Source organism: Streptomyces sp. NPDC058955, assembly GCF_042741435.1.
In the GTDB taxonomy this organism is placed as follows: Bacteria; Actinomycetota; Actinomycetes; order Streptomycetales; family Streptomycetaceae; genus Streptomyces.
The window spans coordinates 46,043-65,371 of the sequence record NZ_JBHYKM010000037.1 but is presented as its reverse complement, the minus strand read 5'-3'; the positions used below and the strand labels follow the sequence as shown (position 1 = coordinate 65,371).

The 19,329-nt window shown below is 74.6% G+C and carries 2 protein-coding genes; both read right to left on the bottom strand.

The window, feature by feature from the left end; genetic code table 11:
* Positions 1 to 11: 11 nt before the first annotated feature.
* A complete protein-coding gene (locus ACFW1I_RS17020; RefSeq protein WP_384670433.1) occupies positions 12 to 173 on the bottom strand; it encodes a polyketide synthase docking domain-containing protein in 162 nt (53 codons plus the stop codon).
* A 26-nt stretch (positions 174 to 199) separates the two neighbouring features.
* Positions 200 to 19,234 carry an SDR family NAD(P)-dependent oxidoreductase gene (locus tag ACFW1I_RS17015; protein ID WP_384670431.1) on the bottom strand — a complete coding sequence of 6,345 codons (19,035 nt, stop codon included), beginning with the start codon at positions 19,232 to 19,234 and terminating at the stop codon, positions 200 to 202.
* Positions 19,235 to 19,329: the final 95 nt, after the last annotated feature.

The window sequence follows — 19,329 nt, the reverse complement described above, 5'->3', positions numbered from 1 at the left end:
CGGCGCCAGTGTTATTCGGGGGTGTGTCCGCCGCGGGGGTCGCGGCAGGCCTTGCCCACGATCACCACCGGATCGGCGTCCCGGGACTCCAGCTCCCGCAGCCGCTCGCGTGCCTGCTGCAGGTCGGCCGTCACGCGCTTGAGATAGGACCGAAGCTTGTCTTCCACGTTCATCGAGTCGAAACCTCTCTACCTCAGCCTCAGGCGATGCCGAGTTCGTTGTCGATCAGGTGGAACATCTCGTCATCGGTGGCTGACGCGAGGTCCTTGGCCCGCTCGTCCGACGCGGTGTCGACCGCGGAGTGCGGGGAGTGCTGGTCGAGCAGTTCCCGGAGCCGTTCGGTGAAGATCTGCCGGGAACTCTCCGACGCCGTGCGCAGCGCGCTCTCGATCCGGTCCAGCTCGGCGAGGATGGCGCTCCCGTCGGGAGAGCCGTCCTGTGCACCGAGCCGCTCCTTGAGATAGGCGGCGACGGCGGCCGCGCTCGGGTGGTTGAACGCCAGCGTCGCGGGCAGCCGCAGCCCCGTCGCCGCCCCCAGCCGGTTGCGGAAGTCCACGGCGATCAGCGAGTCGAACCCGAGCTCCTTGAGCGCGCGGTGCGGATCGATCCGCTCGCCCGTCGCGTGCCCGAGGGCGGTCGCGATGTGCGTCCGCACCAGGTCGAGCAGCAGTGCGTCCCGTTCCTCGTCGCCCGCCCCGGCGAACCGCCGGGCCCAGTCGCCCCGGCCGTCGTCGGCGGCCCGCCGGGCCGGACGGGGCGCCAGGTCGCGGAAGAGCGCCGGCACCCCGCCGTCCGCGACCTGACGGCGCAGCGCCGCCCGGTCCAGCGGTGCCGGCACCAGATGGGGCTCCCCCTCCGTGCCGAGCGCGGCATCGAACAGCGCCAGGCCCTCCGCCACCGACACCGGGGCGAGCCCGGTCCGGTCCAGCCGGCCGACGTCGGCCGAGCCGAGCGCCCCGGTCATCTCGCTGGCGTCGGTCCACAGTCCCCAGGCGAGACTGACCGCGGGACGCCCCTGGGCGCGGCGGTGGTGGGCCAGCGCGTCGAGCCAGGCGTTGGCGGCGGCGTAGTTCGCCTGCCCCGGACTGCCGAGCGTTCCGGCCGCGGAGGAGAACAGGACGAACGCGGCCAGGTCGGCGTCCGCGGTCAGCTCGTGCAGATGCGCGGCCGCGTCCACCTTCGGACGCAGTACGTCACCCAGCTGGTCCGCCGTGAGGTTGGCGACGGTCGCGTCCCGCAGCACACCGGCGGCGTGGACGACGGCCGTGAGCGGGTGCTCGGCCGGGACGCCGGCCAGTACGGAGCCCAGCGCGTCCCGGTCGCCCGTGTCGCAGGCGGCGATGGTGACCCGGGCGCCCAGCGCGGACAGCTCCGCGCGCAACTCCTCGGCACGGGGCGCCCGGAGCCCACGACGGCTGAGCAGGAGCAGATGCCGGACGCCGTGCCGGGTGACCAGGTGCCGGGCCGTGTGCGCGGCGAGCGTACCGGTGCCGCCCGTGATCAGGACGGTGCCGTCCGGGTCGAGCCGGCGCCCGCCGTCCGACGCCGCCGCCGTCCGTTCGAGCCGGGCGGCCAGCGGCGCACCGCCGCGGACCGCGATCTGGGGTTCGTCGCCGCCGACGAGCGCGGCCACGGCCACCTCGATCGCGCGGGCGGCGGCCGCGTCCCCCGCGTCGGTACGTACGGAGGTGTCGGTCGCGTCGAGGTCGAGCAGCGCGAACCGGTCAGGGTGTTCGGACTGCGCGGACCGGATCAGACCCCGTACGGCCGCAGCGGGCAGATCGGTGACCACGTCGTGCGGTGCGGCGGCCACGGCACCACGGGTGACGACCACCAGACGCGAGTCGGCCGTTGCCTCCTCGGCCAGCCAGCGCTGTACGAGCTCCAGCGCGCGCCCGGTCAACCGGTGGATCTCCGCGACGGGATCGGCGCCCTCCTCCGCCGCGAAGCAGGCCACCACGGCGTCCGGCACGGACGAGGCCCGCGCCAGTTCGGCGAGATCACCGTAGGCCGGGGCCAGCCCCGTCGCGAACAGGTCCTCGCCGAGCAGGGCCGTGGTGACGGGAGCCCGGTCGGTCTCGACGGGAGGCAGACCGGTCCAGCGGAGGGCCAGCAACCGTTCACGACCGGCCGTCAGACGGGCCGGATCGACCGGCCGCGTGGCCAGGGCCTCGACCGTGACGACCGGGCGGTTCTCCGCGTCCACACCGACCAGGCCGATCGTCGAGCCGTCCACCAGGGACATCCGGACGCGCATGGTGCGCGCACCCGTGCCGTGCACCGTGACCCCGGACCACGAGAACGGCAGCTGAAGGCCGTCGTCGGGCGCGTCCGAACCGGCGGCGAGCCGCACGTGCAGGGCCGCGTCGAGCAGCGCGGGATGAAGAGCGAACCCGCCGGCCTCCGCGTCCTCGGGCAGCCGGACCTCGGCGTGGAGGACATCGCCGTCGCGCCAGGCGGCCCGCAGCCCCTGGAACAGGGGCCCGTAGTCGTAGCCGCTCTCCGCGAGCCGCTCGTACAGCCCGTCCACCGGAACCGGCTGGGCGGCGGGCGGCGGCCAGGCGTCCTCGGCCGACGACGAGGAGGCGGATGCCAGCGAAGTCGCCGGCATGAGCAGACCGGCCGCCGCGCGGATCCACTCGGCGTCCTGCTCCCCGCCGGGCAGGAAGTGGACGGTGAACGCACGCCGCCCCTCCTCGTCGGGCGCGTCGACCTGCACCCGCAACTCCGCGCCGCCCTGCGCCGACAGCACCAGCGGACTGTCCAGAGTCAGGTCGTCGAGCCGAGCACAGCCGACCCGCGCTCCCGCGTGCAGCGCGATGTCGACCAGCGCGGCGCCGGGAAGCAGAACCGTCCCGAAGACCGCGTGATCGGCGAGCCAGGGATGCGTGGACGTCGACACCCGCCCGGTGAGCACCAGGCCCTGACTCCCCGGGAGTTCGATGGCGGAGGTGACCAGCGGGTGGCCGGTGTGATGGTGGCCGGTGGGGGCGGGGGTGGTGGGGTTGAGCCAGTAGTGCTGGTGTTGGAAGGGGTAGGTGGGGAGGGGGGTGTGGGGTCCGGGGTGGTGGAGGGTGGCGGGGTTGAGGGGGGTGCCGTGGGTGTGTGCGGTGGTGAGGGCGGTGAGGAACTGAGTTGCGCCGCCGTGGTTGCGGCGGAGGGTGCCGGTGGTGGTGGCCTGGGTGTTCGCCGTTTCGATGGTCTGGGTCAGGGGTGTGGTGAGGACGGGGTGGGGGCTGACTTCGATGAAGTGGGTGTGTCCGGTGTCGAGAAGAGCGGTGACGGTGGGGTGGAGTTGGACGGTGTTGCGGAGGTTGTCGTACCAGTAGGCGGCATCAAGAAGGGGGTTGGTGCCGGGGTGAGTGGTGGAGTGGAAGGCGATGGTCGGTGTGCGGGGAGCAATGTCGTCGAGTGCGCTGATCAGGTGCTGGCGGAGGTGTTCGACGTGGTGGGAGTGGGAGGCGTAGTCGACCGGGATGGTCTTGGCGTCGATTCCCCGCTTCTGGTAGTCGGCGACAAGCCGGGTGAGGGTGTCGGTGTCGCCGGAGACGATCGTGGAGTTGGGTGAGTTGATCGCCGCGATGGATACCTGGCCGGAGCCGGCGGTGTCGATGTCGTGGGCGGGCAGGGGGATGGCGGCCATGGTTCCGGTGCCGCTGATGTCGCGGATGGCCTTGCTGCGCAGGGCCACGATCTTCGCCGCGTCGTCGAGCGAGAGTGCTCCGGCGATGTGGGCGGCGGCGATCTCGCCCTGGGAGTGGCCGATGACGGCGTCCGGGGTGACGCCGTGGTGCTGCCACAGCCGTGCGAGGGAGATCATGATCGCGAACAGAGCCGGCTGGACGACATCGACCCGGTCGAGGTCCGGCGCGTCCGCCTCACCGCGCAGGACATCCAGCAACGACCAGCCGGTGTGGGGGCGCAGTGCTTCGTCGCAGGCCCGCAAGTGTTCGGCGAAGACGGGGGAGGTGTCCATGAGTTCGAGGCCCATGCCGGTCCATTGGGAGCCCTGGCCGGGGAACACGAACACGGTCTTCCCGGAGAGCTCGGTGCCTTGCGCCAGGTTCACCGCCGGTGTGCCGTCCCTCAGCGCGGCCAGTCCGGAGCGGAGCTCGTCCACTGTGGTGGCGGTGATGCCGGCACGGTGAGCGAAGGACGTCCGGTCGGCCAGGGCGCGGGCGACGGCCGCAGGGGCGAGGCCGGGGTGGGAGTCGACATGGTCGAGCAGGCGCCGCGCCTGGTCGCGCAAGGCGGTCTCGGACTTGGCCGAGAGCAGCCAGCTGACAGGGCCGTTGTGCTGCTCCTGAGGCGCCGTCTCGATGTCGTCGGGTGCCTGCTCGATGATGACGTGCGCGTTGGTGCCGCTGATGCCGAACGAGGAGACAGCCGCGCGGCGGGGGCGGTCCAGCTCCGGCCAGTCGTGGTTCTCGGTCAGGAGCTGGACATTCCCACCCTCCCAGTCCACGTGCGGAGTCGGCTCGTCGACGTGCAGGGTCTTCGGCAGGACCCCGTGGCGTATCGCCTGGACCATCTTGATGATCCCGGCGACGCCCGCGGCTGCCTGGGTGTGCCCGATGTTGGACTTCACCGAGCCCAGCCACAGCGGCTGGTCGTCGGAGCGGTCCTGGCCGTACGTGGCGATCAGGGCCTGCGCCTCGATCGGGTCGCCCAGGGTCGTGCCGGTGCCATGTGCCTCGACCACGTCGATGTCGGCCGGTGACAGGCCGGCGCTCGTCAGTGCCTGTCGGATCACCCGTTGCTGAGCCGGGCCGTTCGGAGCCGACAGCCCGTTGGACGCGCCGTCCTGGTTGACGGCGGAGCCGCGTACGACGGCGAGGACCTGGTGGCCGTTGCGGCGGGCGTCCGACAGCCGCTCCACGAGCAGCAGCCCCACGCCCTCACCCCAGGCGGTCCCGTCGGCCGCGCCGGCGAACGGCTTGCAGCGGCCGTCCGGGGCCAGCCCGCGCTGGCGGCTGAACTCCACGAAGGAGCCCGGGGTGGCCATCACGGTGACGCCGCCCGCCAGGGCGAGGTCGCACTCGCCGTTGCGCAGGGCCTGGATCGCCAGGTGCAGGGCGACCAGCGACGACGAGCACGCCGTGTCCACCGAGATGGCCGGGCCCTCAAGCCCGAAGGTGTAGGACACGCGGCCCGACGCGACGCTTCCCGCGCTGCCGGTGCTCAGCTGGCCCTCGTACCCTTCGGGCGCCAGGTGCATGAGGCGGGAGGCGTAGTCGTCGTACATGACGCCGGTGAAGACGCCGGTGCGGCTGCCGTGCAGCGACTTGGGGTCGATGCCCGCGCTCTCCATGGCCGTCCAGCCGGTCTCCAGGAGCAGCCGCTGCTGCGGGTCGGTGGCCAGGGCCTCGCGCGGGCTGATCCCGAAGAACTCGGCGTCGAAGTTCCCGGCGTCGTACAGGAAGCCGCCGGAGCGGGTGTAGCTGGTGCCGGTGTGGTCGGGGTCCGGGTCGTACAGGGCGTCCAGGTCCCAGCCCCGGTCGACGGGGAACTCCCCGATGGCGTCCGTGCCGTCGGCCACCAGCCGCCACAGCGCGTCCGGCGAGACCGCGCCGCCGGGATAGCGGCACGCCATCCCCACGATCGCGATCGACTCGGAGGCCGCCGCCGGGACGGGAATCGCGGCGGCGGGCGAGGACGACGGTTCGCCGGCGCCCAGTTGCTCCTTGAGGTACCGCACCAGTGCCTCGATGGTGGGGTGGTCGAACACCAGCGTCGCCGGGAGGCGCAGTCCGGTCGCGGAGTTCAGCCGGTTGCGCAGCTCGACGGCGGTGAGCGAGTCGAAGCCCATGTCCTTGAAGTTCTGGTCCTCGACGGCCTCCGGGGCGGTGAACCGGCCGAGCACGGCGGTGACATGACCCTGGACGAGGCTGGTGAGCACCGCGTTCTGCTCGGCGCCGGACAGGCCGGCCAGCCGTCCCGCCAGATCGCCGCTGCCTCCGCCCGCCGCGCCGCCCGCGCCGCCCGCGTCCGCGCGCCGGGGGCGCGGGCGGACCAGGCCGCTCAGCACCTCGGGCAGATCCCCTTCGGCGGCGCGGTTCTGGAGGGCGCGCTGGTCCAGGTCGGCGGTGACGACGTGCGGCGTCCCGGTGGCGAGCGCCGCGTCGAACAGGGCCAGGGCGTGCTCGGCGGTCATGGGCCGCAGCCCCTGGCGGTGCAGACGCTCGCGCTGCGCTTCGGTGAGGGAGCCGGTCATGGAGCTGTCGTCGGCCCAGAGCCCCCAGGCGAGCGAGCTGCCCGGCAGGCCCAGGGACCGGCGATGGTGCGCGAGCGCGTCGAGAGCGGCGTTGGCCGCCGCGTAGTTCGCCTGGCCCGCCGCCCCGAGCGTGCCGACGGCGGAGGAGAAGACGACGAACGCCGACAACGGCAGGTCGCGGGTGAGGTCGTGCAGATGCCAGGCCGCGTCCACCTTGGGCCGCAGCACCGTGTGCAGCCGGTCCGGAGTCAGACCGGTCAACATCGTGTCGTCCAGGACACCGGCGGCGTGCACGACCGCCGAGAGCGGACGGTCCGCCGGCAGGGCGGCCAGGACGCGGGCGAGGTCGTCGCGGTCGGCGACGTCACAGGCGGCGATGACGACCTCCGCGCCCAACGCGGTCAACTCGGCCCGCAGTTCCTCGGCCCCGGGCGCCTGCGGACCCCGGCGGCCGAGCAGCACCACGTGGCGCGCTCCGTGCCGGGCCACGACGTGACGGGCGACGCGCGCGCCGACCGTACCGGTGCCTCCGGTGATGAGGACACTGCCGTCCGGGGCGAACGGGCCCCCGCCGGATGCAGCCGAGGACTCCAGGTCCCCGACGGCTGCCGGAGCTTGTACGCCTCCGACGGCTGCCGAAGCCGGCTCGGCTGCGACGGCCGCCGTTGCCCTGGCCAGCCGCGGCACACGGCATCGGCCGTTGCGGAGGGCGAGCTGCGGCTCGCCGCTCGCCGCCGCCGCGCCCATCGCCTCGACGGAGGTGTCGTCGCCGTCGACGTCCAGCAGGACGAAGCGGCCCGGGTGTTCCAGCTGCGCCGAGCGGACGAGACCCCACGCGGCGGCCCCGGCCGGGTCCGTGAGCCGGTCGTCCGGTCCGGTGACGACGGCGCCCCGGGTCACGACGACCAGGCGGGACGCGGCCGTTCGGTCCTCGGTTTCGGCGAGCCACTGGCGCGTCAGGGCCAGCGCCCGCTCGGCGACGGCGTGCACCGCCTCGGCACCCGTGCTGTCGTCGGGCGCGGAGCACTCGGCGAAGACGACCTCGGCGGCCGGCGGCGACTCCGCCGCAGGCAGGTCGCGGGCCGCCCAGTTCAGCTCGAACAGCGGCCCGGCCCCCTGGGCGTCGCCCCGCAGCCGCTCCGGGTCGACCGGCCGCAGTGCCACCGACTCGACCGTGGCGACGGGCATGCCGGAGGCGTCGGCGATGTCCAGCGCGAGCTCGTCCGCTCCGACCGGACGCAGCCGCACCCGCAGGCCGCCCGCACCCGTCGCGTGCAGCGACACCCCGCCGAACGAGAACGGCAGCCACGTCCCGTCGCGTTCGCCGAGCAGCCCGAGCACGATGGTGTGCAGCGCGGCGTCCAGCAGTGCCGGATGCACACAGAAGCGCTCGAACGCGGCGGTCTCGTCCTGCGGCAGGGCGATCTCGGCGAACACCTCGTCGCCGACCCGCCACGCGGCCCGCAGCCCCTGGAAGACCGGCCCGTACTCGTAACCGTCGGCGGCCAGCCGGCCGTAGGCGTCGCTCAGATCGACGGGTGTCGCCCCGGACGGCGGCCAGGCCGCCGCCCCGCCGTCCCAGCCCCCGGCAGCGGACCCGGCAGACCCGGCAGACCTGGCGGACCCGGCAGACCCGGCAGACCTGGCGGACTCACTCCCGGACTCGGCGATCGTGCCCGCCGCGTGCCGGGTCCACGGCTGCTCGGACCGGCCCGCGGGGCGCGAGTGGATCACGACGTCGCGCCGTTCGCCGTCCCCGGCCGGGGACACGCTGACGTGGAGCTGCACGGGCACGTCGTCCCGGAGGACCAAGGGGTTCTCCAGGACGAGCCCGTCGACCCGGTCCCCGCCGACCTCGACGGCCGCGCGGAGGGCCAGGTCGAGGAAGGCGGCGCCCGGCAGCAGCGTCGTCCCGAGGACGCCGTGATCCGCCAGCCACGGGTGCGTGGTGGTGGAGACCGAGCCGGTGAGGATGTGGCCCCTGTCGTCGGGCAGTTCGGTCACGGCGCCGACCAGCGAGTGCCCGGTCGCCGTCCCGGACCGGTCCGGACCCGCGGCAGGGTGCAGCCAGTAGCGCCGGTGCCGGAACGGATACGTCGGCAGCGGGACCAGCCGCCCGGCCGCCCGGTCCTCGGTGAGCACGGTCGTCCAGTCCACGTCGATGCCGTGGGCGTGGGCGCGGGCCAGCGAGGTGAGCAGCTGGCTCTGGTCGCCCCGTCGACGGCGCAGCGTGCCGACCGCCACCGCCGGTGTGCCGGACTCCTCGGCGGTGTGCTCGATCGAGGCGGTGAGCACCGGGTGCGGACTGGCCTCGACGAACCGGGTGTGCCCGCTCTCCAGCAGTCGGGTGACCGCACGCTGGAACCGCACCGGGTTCCGCAGGTTGTCGTACCAGTACGCGGCGTCGAACCGGACGCCGTCGCCGGTCTCGCGCGCCGTCGTGTAGACCGGGACGACCGGCTCTCGGGGCTCGATGCCGGCGAGCGCTTCGAGCATGCGGTCGCGCAGCGGTTCGATGTGGGCCGAGTGCGAGGCGTAGCCGATCGGCACGGCCCTGGCGTCCACCCCCTGGCCCTGGTACGCCGCGATCAGCCGGCCGACGGCGTCGAGGTCGCCGGACACGACGGTGGAGTGCGGCGAGTTGACGCCCGCGACCGACAGCGCGCCGCCGTAGGACGCCAGGTCGGCGGTGACCCGCTCGACGGGCAGCGGGACGGCCGCCATGCCTCCCCGGCCCGCGATGGTGGCGGCGACCTGGCCGCGCAGCGCGATGACCTTCGCCGCGTCCTCCAGCGTCAGCGCGCCCGCGATGTGCGCGGCGGCGATCTCGCCCTGGGAGTGGCCGACGACCGCGTCCGGCTGGACGCCGTGCGCCTGCCACACCCGCGCCAGCGCGACCGTCAGCGCGAACAGCGCGGGCTGGACCACGTCGACGCGGTCCGGCTCGGGCGCGTCCGGCTCACCGCGCAGCACCGACAGCAACGACCAGCCGGTGTGCGGCCGCAGGGCCTCGTCGCAGGCGCGGAGGTGGTCGGCGAAGACCGGCGAGGTCTCCATCAGCTCCAGGCCCATCCCCTGCCACTGCGCGCCGTGCCCGGGGAAGGCGAAGACGGTCTTTCCGGCGATCTCGCTGCCCTGCGCCAGGTTCGCGGCCGGGACGCCGTCCCGCAGCGCGGCCAGCCCGGAGCGCAGCTCGTCCACTCCGGTGCCGACGATGCCCGCCCGGTGGGAGAAGACGGCACGTGTCGCCAGGGTGCGGGCGACGGCCGCCGGGTCCACCTCCGGGTCGGCCTCGACGCGGTGGAGCAGCCGCTCGGCCTGGTCGCGCAGCGCGGACGCGGTCTTGGCGGACAACAGCCAGCCGACAGGCCCGCCGTGCTGCTCCTCGACGACCGGTTCGGCGTCGGGCGCCTGCTCGATGATGACGTGGGCGTTGGTGCCGCTGATGCCGAACGAGGAGACGCCGGCGCGGCGGGGGCGGTCCAGCTCCGGCCAGTCGCGGCTCTCGGTGAGGAGCCGGACGTTTCCGCTGTCCCAGTCCACGTGCGGGGTCGGCTCGTCGACGTGGAGGGTCTTCGGCAGTACCCCGTGCCGCATGGCCTCGACCATCTTGATGATGCCGGCGACGCCCGCGGCGGCCTGGGCGTGCCCGATGTTGGACTTGACCGAGCCGAGCCACAGCGGTGTCCGCCGGTTCTGTCCGTAGGTGGCGAGGATCGCCTCGGCCTCGATGGGGTCGCCCAGGGTCGTGCCGGTGCCGTGCGCCTCGACGGCGTCCACGTCGGACGTCGTGAGGCCCGCGCCGGCCAGCGCCTCGCGGATGACGCGGCGCTGCGCCGGGGCGCTCGGCGCGGTGAGCCCGTTGGAGGCCCCGTCCTGGTTGACCGCCGAGCCGCGCACCACGGCCAGCACCTGATGGCCGTTGCGCCGCGCGTCGGACAGCCGCTCCACCAGCAGCAGGCCGACGCCTTCGCTCCAGGCGGCTCCGTCGGCGCCGGCGGAGAAGGACTTGGAGCGTCCGTCGGGCGCGAGCCCGCGCTGCCGGCTGAACTCGATGAACGCCGCCGGAGTGGCCATCACGGTCACACCGCCCGCCAGGGCGAGGTCGCACTCGCCGCTCCGCAGGGCCTGGACGGCCAGGTGCAGCGCCACCAGAGACGACGAACACGCCGTGTCCACGGTCAGGGCGGGGCCGGCCAGGTCGAGCACGTACGACACCCGTCCGGACGCCACGCTCGTCTGGGTTCCGGCGAGCAGGAACCCCTCGAAGCCGTCGGGGCTGGCTTGCATGAGGCGGTTGCCGTAGTCGTCGTACATGACGCCGGTGAAGACGCCGGTGCGGGTGCCGCGGAGGGTGTGGGGGTTGATGCCGGCGTTTTCGAGGGTTTCCCAGGCGGTTTCGAGGAGGAGGCGTTGTTGGGGGTCGGTGGCGAGGGCTTCGCGGGGGCTGATGCCGAAGAATTCGGGGTCGAAGTCGGCTGCGTCGTGGAGGAAGCCGCCGTGGCGGGTGTAGGTGGTGCCGGGGTGGTCGGGGTCGGGGTGGTGGAGGGTGTCGAGGTTCCAGCCGCGGTCGGTGGGGAAGTCGCCGATGGCGTCGGTGCCGTCGGCGACGAGTCGCCAGAGGTCTTCGGGGGTGCGGACGCCGCCGGGGTAGCGGCAGGCCATGCCCACGATCACCACCGGGTCGGCGTCCCGCACCCGGACCGGGGCCACCCGCTCCGTGCCACCCGTGCCGGTGATCCGCTCGCCGAGGAACCCGGCCAGCGCGGCCGCCGTCGGATGCTCGAACACGACCGTGGTCGGCAGCCGGAGTCCGGTCGCCGCGCCGATCCTGTTGCGCAGCTCGACCGTGGTGAGCGAGTCCAGCCCCTGCTCCCGCAGCGCCCGGTCCGGTGCGAGCAGGCCGGGATCGCCGAGGCCGAGCACACCGGCCACCTCGGCACGGACGAGTTCCAGCAGCGCCGCGTCCCGCTCGGCCGGGGACAGCCCGGCCAGCCGCCTGGTCAGCGCGGCGGCGCCCCTGACCGCGGTCCGCGTGCCGGTCCCGCCCGTAGGGGGCAGCAGCCGCCGGAACACGGCGGGGGCCTCGTCGTTCTCCGCCCGCAGCGCGGCCAGGTCGAGCCTGGCGGGCATCACGGTCGGCCGGCCGGCGGCCAGCGCGACGTCGAACAGCGCGAGGGCCTCGTCGGTGTCCATCGCGGCGATGCCGCCGCGCCGCAGCCGCGCCCGGTCGGACTCCGTGAGGTGCCCCGTCATGCCGCTCGCCTCGGCCCACAGGCCCCAGGCGAGCGAGACCGCGGGGAGCCCCGCCGCACGCCGCTGCTCGGCCAGGGCGTCCAGGAACGCGTTGGCCGCCGCGTAGTTGGCCTGCCCCGGCCCGCCGACCGTGGCGATCGCGGACGAGAACAGGACGAACGCGGTGAGCGGCAGGTCCCGGGTGAGGTCGTGCAGGTTCCAGGCCGCGTCCGCCTTCGGGCGCAGCACCGCGCCGACCCGCTCCGGCGTGAGCGCGCTGACCGTCCCGTCGTCGAGGACACCCGCCAGATGCACGACGGCACGCAGCGGACGGTCGTCCGGTACGGCGGCGATCACCTCGGCCAGCGCCGCCCGGTCGGCCGCGTCGGCGGCGGCGAACGCGACCTCCGCGCCCAGCGCCCGCAGACCGGCCGCGAGTTCGGCGGCCCCGTCGGCGGCCTCGCCGCGCCGGCTGACCAGCAGCAGCCGCCGCGCCCCGTGCGCGGTCACCAGATGCCGGGCGACCAGACCGCCGAGGCGACCGGTGCCGCCGGTGACCAGCACGGTGCCGTCGAGCGCCGGGGCCTCCGCTCCGGGCTCCGTCCGGGACACCGGAGCCAGCCGGGGCACGAACGCCTCCCCGGCGCGTACGGCCAGCTGGGGCTCGCCGCTCGGGGCGATCGCCGCGACCGCCCGCGCGGAGGCGTCGGCGTCGTCCAGGTCGAGCAGGACGAACCGTCCGGGGTGCTCGGTCTGCGCCGTCCGCACCAGCCCCCACACCGTCGCGGCCTCGGGGGAGGGCACGTCACGGGCGGGATCGACCGCCACCGCACCCCGTGTGACCACGACCAGGCGCGCCGCGTCCAGGCGCTCCTCGGCGAGGCCGAGCCACTCCTGGACCAGGGCGAGCGCCCGCCCGGCGGCCGCGTGCGCCGCCACGTCAGGGGTGACGCCGTCCGGACCGTCGCCCGGACGCGCGAGGACGAACTCGGGTACGGGAGCACCGTTCGCGACCGCCTCCCGCAGCGCGGCGAGCTCCGGGTACGTGTCGGCGGTCGGACCGCCGGCGGGGGCCGCGTCGCCGAGCACGGCCCAGCGGACGTCCTCCGGCACCGCCGGCGGCAGCGGCTCCCACGCCAGGCCGTACAGGTCGCGGACGCCACGGACCGCGCCCAGCCGGTCGACGGCCGTCGCCCGCAGCGCGAGGACACCCGACGCCACGACCGAGGAGTCCGCGTCGTCGGTGACGACGACCTCGACGGTGTCGCTCCCGGCCGTGGTCAGACGCACCCGCACCGTCTCGGCGCCCTTCCCCGCGGAGGAACCGGTCGCCGCCGCGTAGCCGGTCCAGGAGAACGGCAGCAGCATCCCGCCCTCGTCCTCGCGGAGCAGCCCGATCGCCGCCAGCGGATGCAGCGCGGCGTCGAGCAGCGCCGGGTGCACCGCACCGCGGCCCGTCTCGGCCCGCAGCTCCGCCGGAAGCGCGACCTCGGCGAACAGGGCGTCGCCGAGCCGCCAGGCCGCCTGGACGTTCCGGAACGCCGGCCCGTACTCGTAACCGTGCTCCCGGAGCCCGTCGTACAGGTCGGCCACATCGAGCTCCGACGCGCCGGGCGGCGGCCACGCCCCGGACGCGAACGCGGCCTCGCCGCCCGGCGCCCCGGCCGACACGAAGCCGGTGGCGTGGCGCGTCCAACCGCCGTCGCCGACCCGGGAGAACAGCCTGGCCTGCCTGCGCCCCGACGCGTCGGCGGCGCCCACGACGACCTGGATCTCGACGTCGTCGTCCTCCGGCACCGGCAGCGGTGCCTCCAGCGTCAGCTCGTCCACCGTGCCGCAGCCCAGTTCGTCCCCGGCCCGCGCGACCACGTCCAGGAACGCGGTGCCGGGCAGGAGCACGACCCCCCGGACCCGGTGGTCGGCCAGCCACGGACGCGCCGACCGGGACAGCCTGCCGGTGAACACGTGCCCGTCGCCGTCGGCGAGTTCCGTCGCCGTCCGCAGGAAGGGATGCCCCATCGCGTGCGCGCCGCCGGTCCTCGGCTCGATCCAGTACCGCTGCCGCTGGAAGGCGTACGTGGGCAGATCCACGTGCCGGGCCGGCCGGCCCTCGAACACGGCGTGCCAGTCCACGTCGACCCCGTGGACATGGGCGAGGCCCAGGGAGGCCGCGAACCGGGCCCAGCCGCCCTCGTCCCGCCGCAGCGACCCGACCACGACCGCGTGCTCGGCGCCCGCCGCCTCCAGCGTCTGCTCGATCGTCCCGGTCAGCACCGGATGCGGGCTGACCTCGATGAACGTGCCGAACCCCGAGTCCGCCAGCGCACGGACGGCCGGCTCGAACGCCACCTGACGCCGCAGGTTCCGGTACCAGTACTCCCCGTCCACGAGGAACGGCTCAGGCCCGACGCCCTCGACGGTGGAACGGAACTCCAGCCGCGGCGTGCGCGGCGTGATCGACGCGAGCTTCCGCGTCAGCTCCTCCTCCAGCACCGCCATGTGCGGGCAGTGGGAGGCGTAGTCCACGGGGACCCGGCGGGCCCACAGGCCGTCGGCCTCGCACCGCGCCAGCAGCTCGTCCAGCGCCTCCACCTCACCGCCGACCACGGTCGAGGAGGGGCCGTTCACCGCGGAGATCCACAGCTTCCCCTCCCACGGGCCGATCAGCTCCGTCACCGTGTCGCGGGAGCCGGACACCGTGACCATGCCGCCGGTGTCCGCCAGCGACAGCAGCGCGGTGCTGCGCAGCGCCACCACGCGAGCGGCGTCGTCGAGGGAGAGGGCACCGGCCACGTACGCGGCGGCGATCTCCCCCTGAGAGTGCCCCATCACCGCGTCGGGCTCGACCCCCACCGAACGCCACAGCGCCGCCAGGCCCGCCACCACGGCGAACGTCGTGCACTGCACCACGTCGGACCGGTCGAGCCCGAGAGCCCCCGGGCCCCCGAGCAGGACCTCGCGCACCGACCAGTCCACGTGCGGCTGCAGCGCGTCCGCGCAGGCCAGCACCTCGTCCCGGAACACCCCCGAGGTCCGCATCAACTCGGCGGCCATGCCCGCCCACTGCGCACCCTGCCCGGGGAAGACGAACACGATCTTCCCCCGGTCCTGGGCCGTGCCGACCGTGACGCCGGGCACGGTCTCGCCGGCCGCGAGCGCGCCGAGACCGGCACGGAACGCGGCCCGGTCGGCGCCGGTGACGGCCGCGCGACGGGCGAACGCCGAGCGGGTGGTCGACAGCGCGCGGCCGATGTCGGCGACAGCGACGCCCGGCTCGCCGTCGACGAGCCGGAGCAGGCGGGCCGCCTGCTCCCGCAGCCCCTGGTCGTGCGGGGCCGACAGCAGCCACGGGACGGTCACCTCGCCGTCCCCCGCGTCCACCGCCTCCTCGTCGGGGGCCTGCTCCAGCACCAGGTGCGCGTTGGTGCCGCTGATGCCGAACGACGACACCGCCGCCCGCCGCACCGCGGTCTCGGGCCAGGGCCGCGCCTCCGTCAGCAACCGGACCGCACCCGCCGACCAGTCGACCTGCCGGGTGGGCGCGTCCACGTGCAGCGTGCGCGGCAGCGTGCGGTGCCGCAGCGCCATCACCATCTTGATCAGGCCGCCGACCCCGGCCGCGGCCTGCGCGTGGCCGATGTTCGACTTCAGCGAGCCCAGCCACAGCGGCGCGTCCTCGGCACGGTTCTGCCCGTACGCCTCGATGAGGGCCTGCGCCTCGATCGGATCGCCGAGCCGGGTGCCGGTGCCGTGCGCCTCGACGACGTCCACGTCGGACGGCTCCAGACCGCCACCGGCCAGCGCCTGCCGGATCACCCGCACCTGGGACGGCCCGTTCGGCGCGGTCAGACCGTTGCTGGCCCCGTCGGAGTTGATCGCCGACCCCCGGATCAGGGCGAGCACCCGGTGGCCGTTCCGGCGCGCGTCCGAGAGCCGTTCGAGCACGACCATGCCGGCGCCCTCCGACCAGCCGGTGCCGTCCGCCGCGTCGGCGAACGCCTTGCACCTGCCGTCGGGGGACAGGCCCTGCTGGCGGCTGAACTCGACGAAGATGCCGGGCGCGGCCATCACGTTCACACCGCCCGCCACGGCGAGCGGGCACTCGCCGCCACGCAGCGCCTGGACGGCGAGGTGCAACGCCACCAGCGACGACGAGCAGGCCGTGTCCACGGTGAACGTCGGGCCCTGCAGCCCCAGCGTGTAGGCGATCCGGCCGGAGGCGACACTGGCCGTCGTACCGGTGAGCAGGAATCCTTCGAGTTCGTCGCCGCCCTCGGTGAGGCGGGGGCCGTACTCCTGCGACATCGCCCCGACGAACACCCCCGTCCGGCCGCCGCGCAGCGACGACGGGGCGATGCCCGCGCGTTCCAGCGCCTCCCAGGAGACCTCAAGCAGCAGCCGCTGCTGCGGGTCCATCGCCAGCGCCTCGCGCGGGCTGATGCCGAAGAACGCCGGGTCGAACATGTCGGCGTCCAGCACGAACCCACCGCGTCGCACCGAGGAGGTGCCCGACGGCCCCGAGCCCGGGTCGAAGAGGGCGTCCAGATCCCACCCCCGGTTGCCGGGGAAGTCCGAGATCGCGTCCGTCCCGGTCTCCACCAGCCGCCACAGCTGCTCGGGGGACCGCACACCCCCCGGGAAGCGGCACGCCATGCCCACGATGGCGATCGGATCGTCCGCGCCGTCGGCGTCCGCCGGCGCCGCCGCGTCCCGTGGCGCGTCGGCGGCCGCGGTGAGCCGGTCGAGCAGATGCTCGGCGAGGACGGCCGGTGTGGGGTGGTCGAACAGCAGGGAGGCCGGCAGATCGAGGCCCGTGGACGCCGCCAGCTTGTTCCTCAGCTCCACCGCGAGGAGCGAGTCGAATCCGAGTTGCTTGAACGACCGCGCCGTGTCGATGCCCCCGGCGTCCTCGTGTTCGAGGACGGCGGCGGCCCGGCTGCGCACCAGAGCCAGCAGCGTCCGCCGGAGTTCCCGCCGCGGCAGCGCGGCCAGCCGCTCCGCCGCCGACCCCGGCTGCTCGGCGGCCGGACCCCCGGGTACGGGAGTGTCGTGCCGCTCGTGCCGCTCGTGCCGCGCGGGCTGTTCGTCGCCGGACGGAAGCCAGCGGCGGCGGCGCTGGAAGCGGTACGTCGGCAGGGGCACCCGGCGCGGCCGCCGGCCCGCGAAGAACGAGGCCCAGTCGACCTCCCCGCCGTGGGCGTACAGCCGTCCCGCCGAGTGGACGAACGCCGGCCAGGCCGGCTTGTTCCGCCGGAGGGTGCCGACCGCGACCGCGGCACGCTCGGCGGCGTCGACGGTGTGCTGGATCGACGTGGTCAGGACCGGGTGGGGACCGGTCTCGACGAAGTGCGTGTGCCCGGTGTCGAGCAGCCCGGTGAGAGCCTCGTGGAACCGCACAGGACGGCGGAGGTTGTCGTACCAGTAGTCGGCGTCGAACGCGGGGCTGGTGCCGGGGCGGGCCGTGGAGTGGAAGGGGATGCGCGGCACGCCGGGGGTGATGCCGGCGAGGGACCGCAGGAACGCTTCGCGCAGCGGCTCGATGTGGGCCGAGTGCGAGGCGTACCCGATCGGCACGGGGCGGGCGTTGACGTCCTGCTCCCGGTAGTGGTCCAGGAGGCGGCGGACGGAGTCCGGATCGCCCGAAACCACCGTGCCCTGGGGGGAGTTGATCCCGGCGATGCTTAGGCCCGGATAGGCGGTCAGGTCGTCGGCGACCCGCTCGGGGGACAGCGGGACGGCGGCCATGCCGCCGGTGCCGGCGATCGTCCTCGCGACGAGCCCCCGGTGGGCGATGATCTTCGCGGCGTCGTCGAGGGAGAGCGCTCCGGCGATGTGGGCGGCGGCGATCTCGCCCTGGGAGTGGCCGATGACGGCGTCGGGGGTGACGCCGTGGTGCTGCCACAGCCGGGCCAGTGCGACGGTGACGGCGAAGATGGCGGGCTGGACGACATCGACGCGGTCGAGGTCGGGGGCGCCGGGCGTGCCGCGCAGCACGTCGAGGAGCGACCAGCCGGTGTGCGGGCGCAGGGCCTCGTCACACGCCTCCAAGTGCCGGGCGAAGACCGCGGAACTCTCCAGCAGGTCCAGGCCCATGCCGGGCCACTGGGTGCCGTGCCCGGGGAACACGAACACCGTCTTGCCGCGCTCGCCGGCCCGCCCGGTGACCAGACCGGCCGCGTCCTCGCCCTCCGCCGCGGCGGCCAGTCCGCGCAGCAGCCGCTCGCGGCCGTCGCCCAGGACGACGGCGCGGTGCTCGAAGGCCGACCGGGTGGTGAGCAGCGACCAGCCGACGTCGACCGGGTCGAGGTCGCCGCGCTCCTCCACGGCGGCCCGCAGGGCGGTCGTCTGCGCGCGGAGCGCGGCCTCGTCCGCCCCGGAGAGCACCCAGGGCACCACCGGCACGGCGGCGGCATCCGTGTCCGGCACCGTGTCCGTTGCGGCCGTGCCAGCCGGGGCCGGGTCCGCCGGGGCCGTGCCCGGGACGGCGGCCGGGAGGTCGGAGACCACCACGTGGCAGTTCGTGCCGCCCATGCCGAACGAGTTGACGCCCGCCACCAGCGGCGCGTCCGGCTTCGGCCAGGGGCCGAACTCCGTGCGCACCTCGATGTTGAGCGCGCCGGGGTCGATCCTCGGGTGGGGCGTCGCGTAGTTCAGGCTCGCCGGGATCCCGCGGTGGCGCACGCAGAGCGCGGCCTTGATGAGACCGACGATCCCGGCGGCCCCTTCGAGGTGCCCGACGTTGGTCTTGGCCGAGCCGACGTGCACGGGCCCGTCCGTACGGCCCGCGCCGACCGCCGCCCCGACGGACGCGGCCTCGACGGGATCGCCCACCTTGGTGCCGGTCCCGTGCAGCTCCACGTACTGGACGTCGCCCGGCTCCAGGCCGGCGCGCTCGTGCGCCAGCCGGATCACGTCCCGCTGCGCGTCGGCGCTCGGCACGGTGAGGCCGTCGGTGGCACCGTCGTTGTTCACGGCGGTCCCGCGGATGACGCAGTAGACCGTGTCGCCGTCGGCCAGGGCGCGGGACAGCGGCTTGAGGACGACGAATCCGCCGCCCTCGCCCCGGACATAGCCGTTCGCACGGGCGTCGAAGGTGTGGCAGCGCCCGTCGGGAGAGAGCCCCCCGAACCGCTCGGTCTCCAGCGCGGCACCGGTCGCCAGGTTCAGGTTGACGCCGCCGGCCAGCGCCGTGACCGACTCGCCGGACGCGATGCTCTCGCAGGCCAGGTGCACCGCCACCAGCGCCGACGACTGCGCGGTGTCCACGGTGAGACTCGGGCCGCGCAGCCCCAGCGTGTAGGAGATCCGGTTGGCGATGACGCCCTTGCTGGTCCCGGTCAGCGAGTACGGGGTGCTCGCCTCAGGACCGCGACGGCGCAGCAGGGACGCGTAGTCGTCGCCGATGGCCCCGACGAACACGCCGGTCCGGCCGCCCGCCAGGGTCGCGGGGACGATCATCGCGTCCTCCAGCGCCTCCCAGGCCAGCTCCAGCATCAGCCGCTGCTGCGGGTCCATGCCGGCGGCCTCGCGCGGGGAGATGCCGAAGAACGCCGGATCGAACCCCGCCACGTCGTCGAGGAACCCGCCGTGCCGGAGCCCGGCCGGCCGCTCCATGCCGGTCCAGCGGTCGGCCGGGGTCTCGGTGACGGCGGACCGGCCGTCGCGGAGCAGCCGCCAGAACGCCGCCGGATCCGCCGCCTGGGGCAGCCGACAGGACAACCCGACAACGGCGATCGGGTCGTTCGACACCGGGTGAACGCTCTTCGACTCAGTGAGATCCGTCATGGCGTCCTGACAGCCTTCCTCGCACACCTGGGGTTTCTGAAAGGGCATGGAAAACCGAGCGACCGACAGTTCCGTCGTCGCCTGTGGGTCGCTCG

Bases quoted from the DNA above. Each gene is read 5' to 3' on its own strand.
- ACFW1I_RS17015 (WP_384670431.1), bottom strand. From the start codon at position 19,234: ATGACGGATCTCACTGAGTCGAAGAGCGTTCACCCGGTGTCGAACGAC.
- ACFW1I_RS17020 (WP_384670433.1), bottom strand. From the start codon at position 173: ATGAACGTGGAAGACAAGCTTCGGTCCTATCTCAAGCGCGTGACGGCC.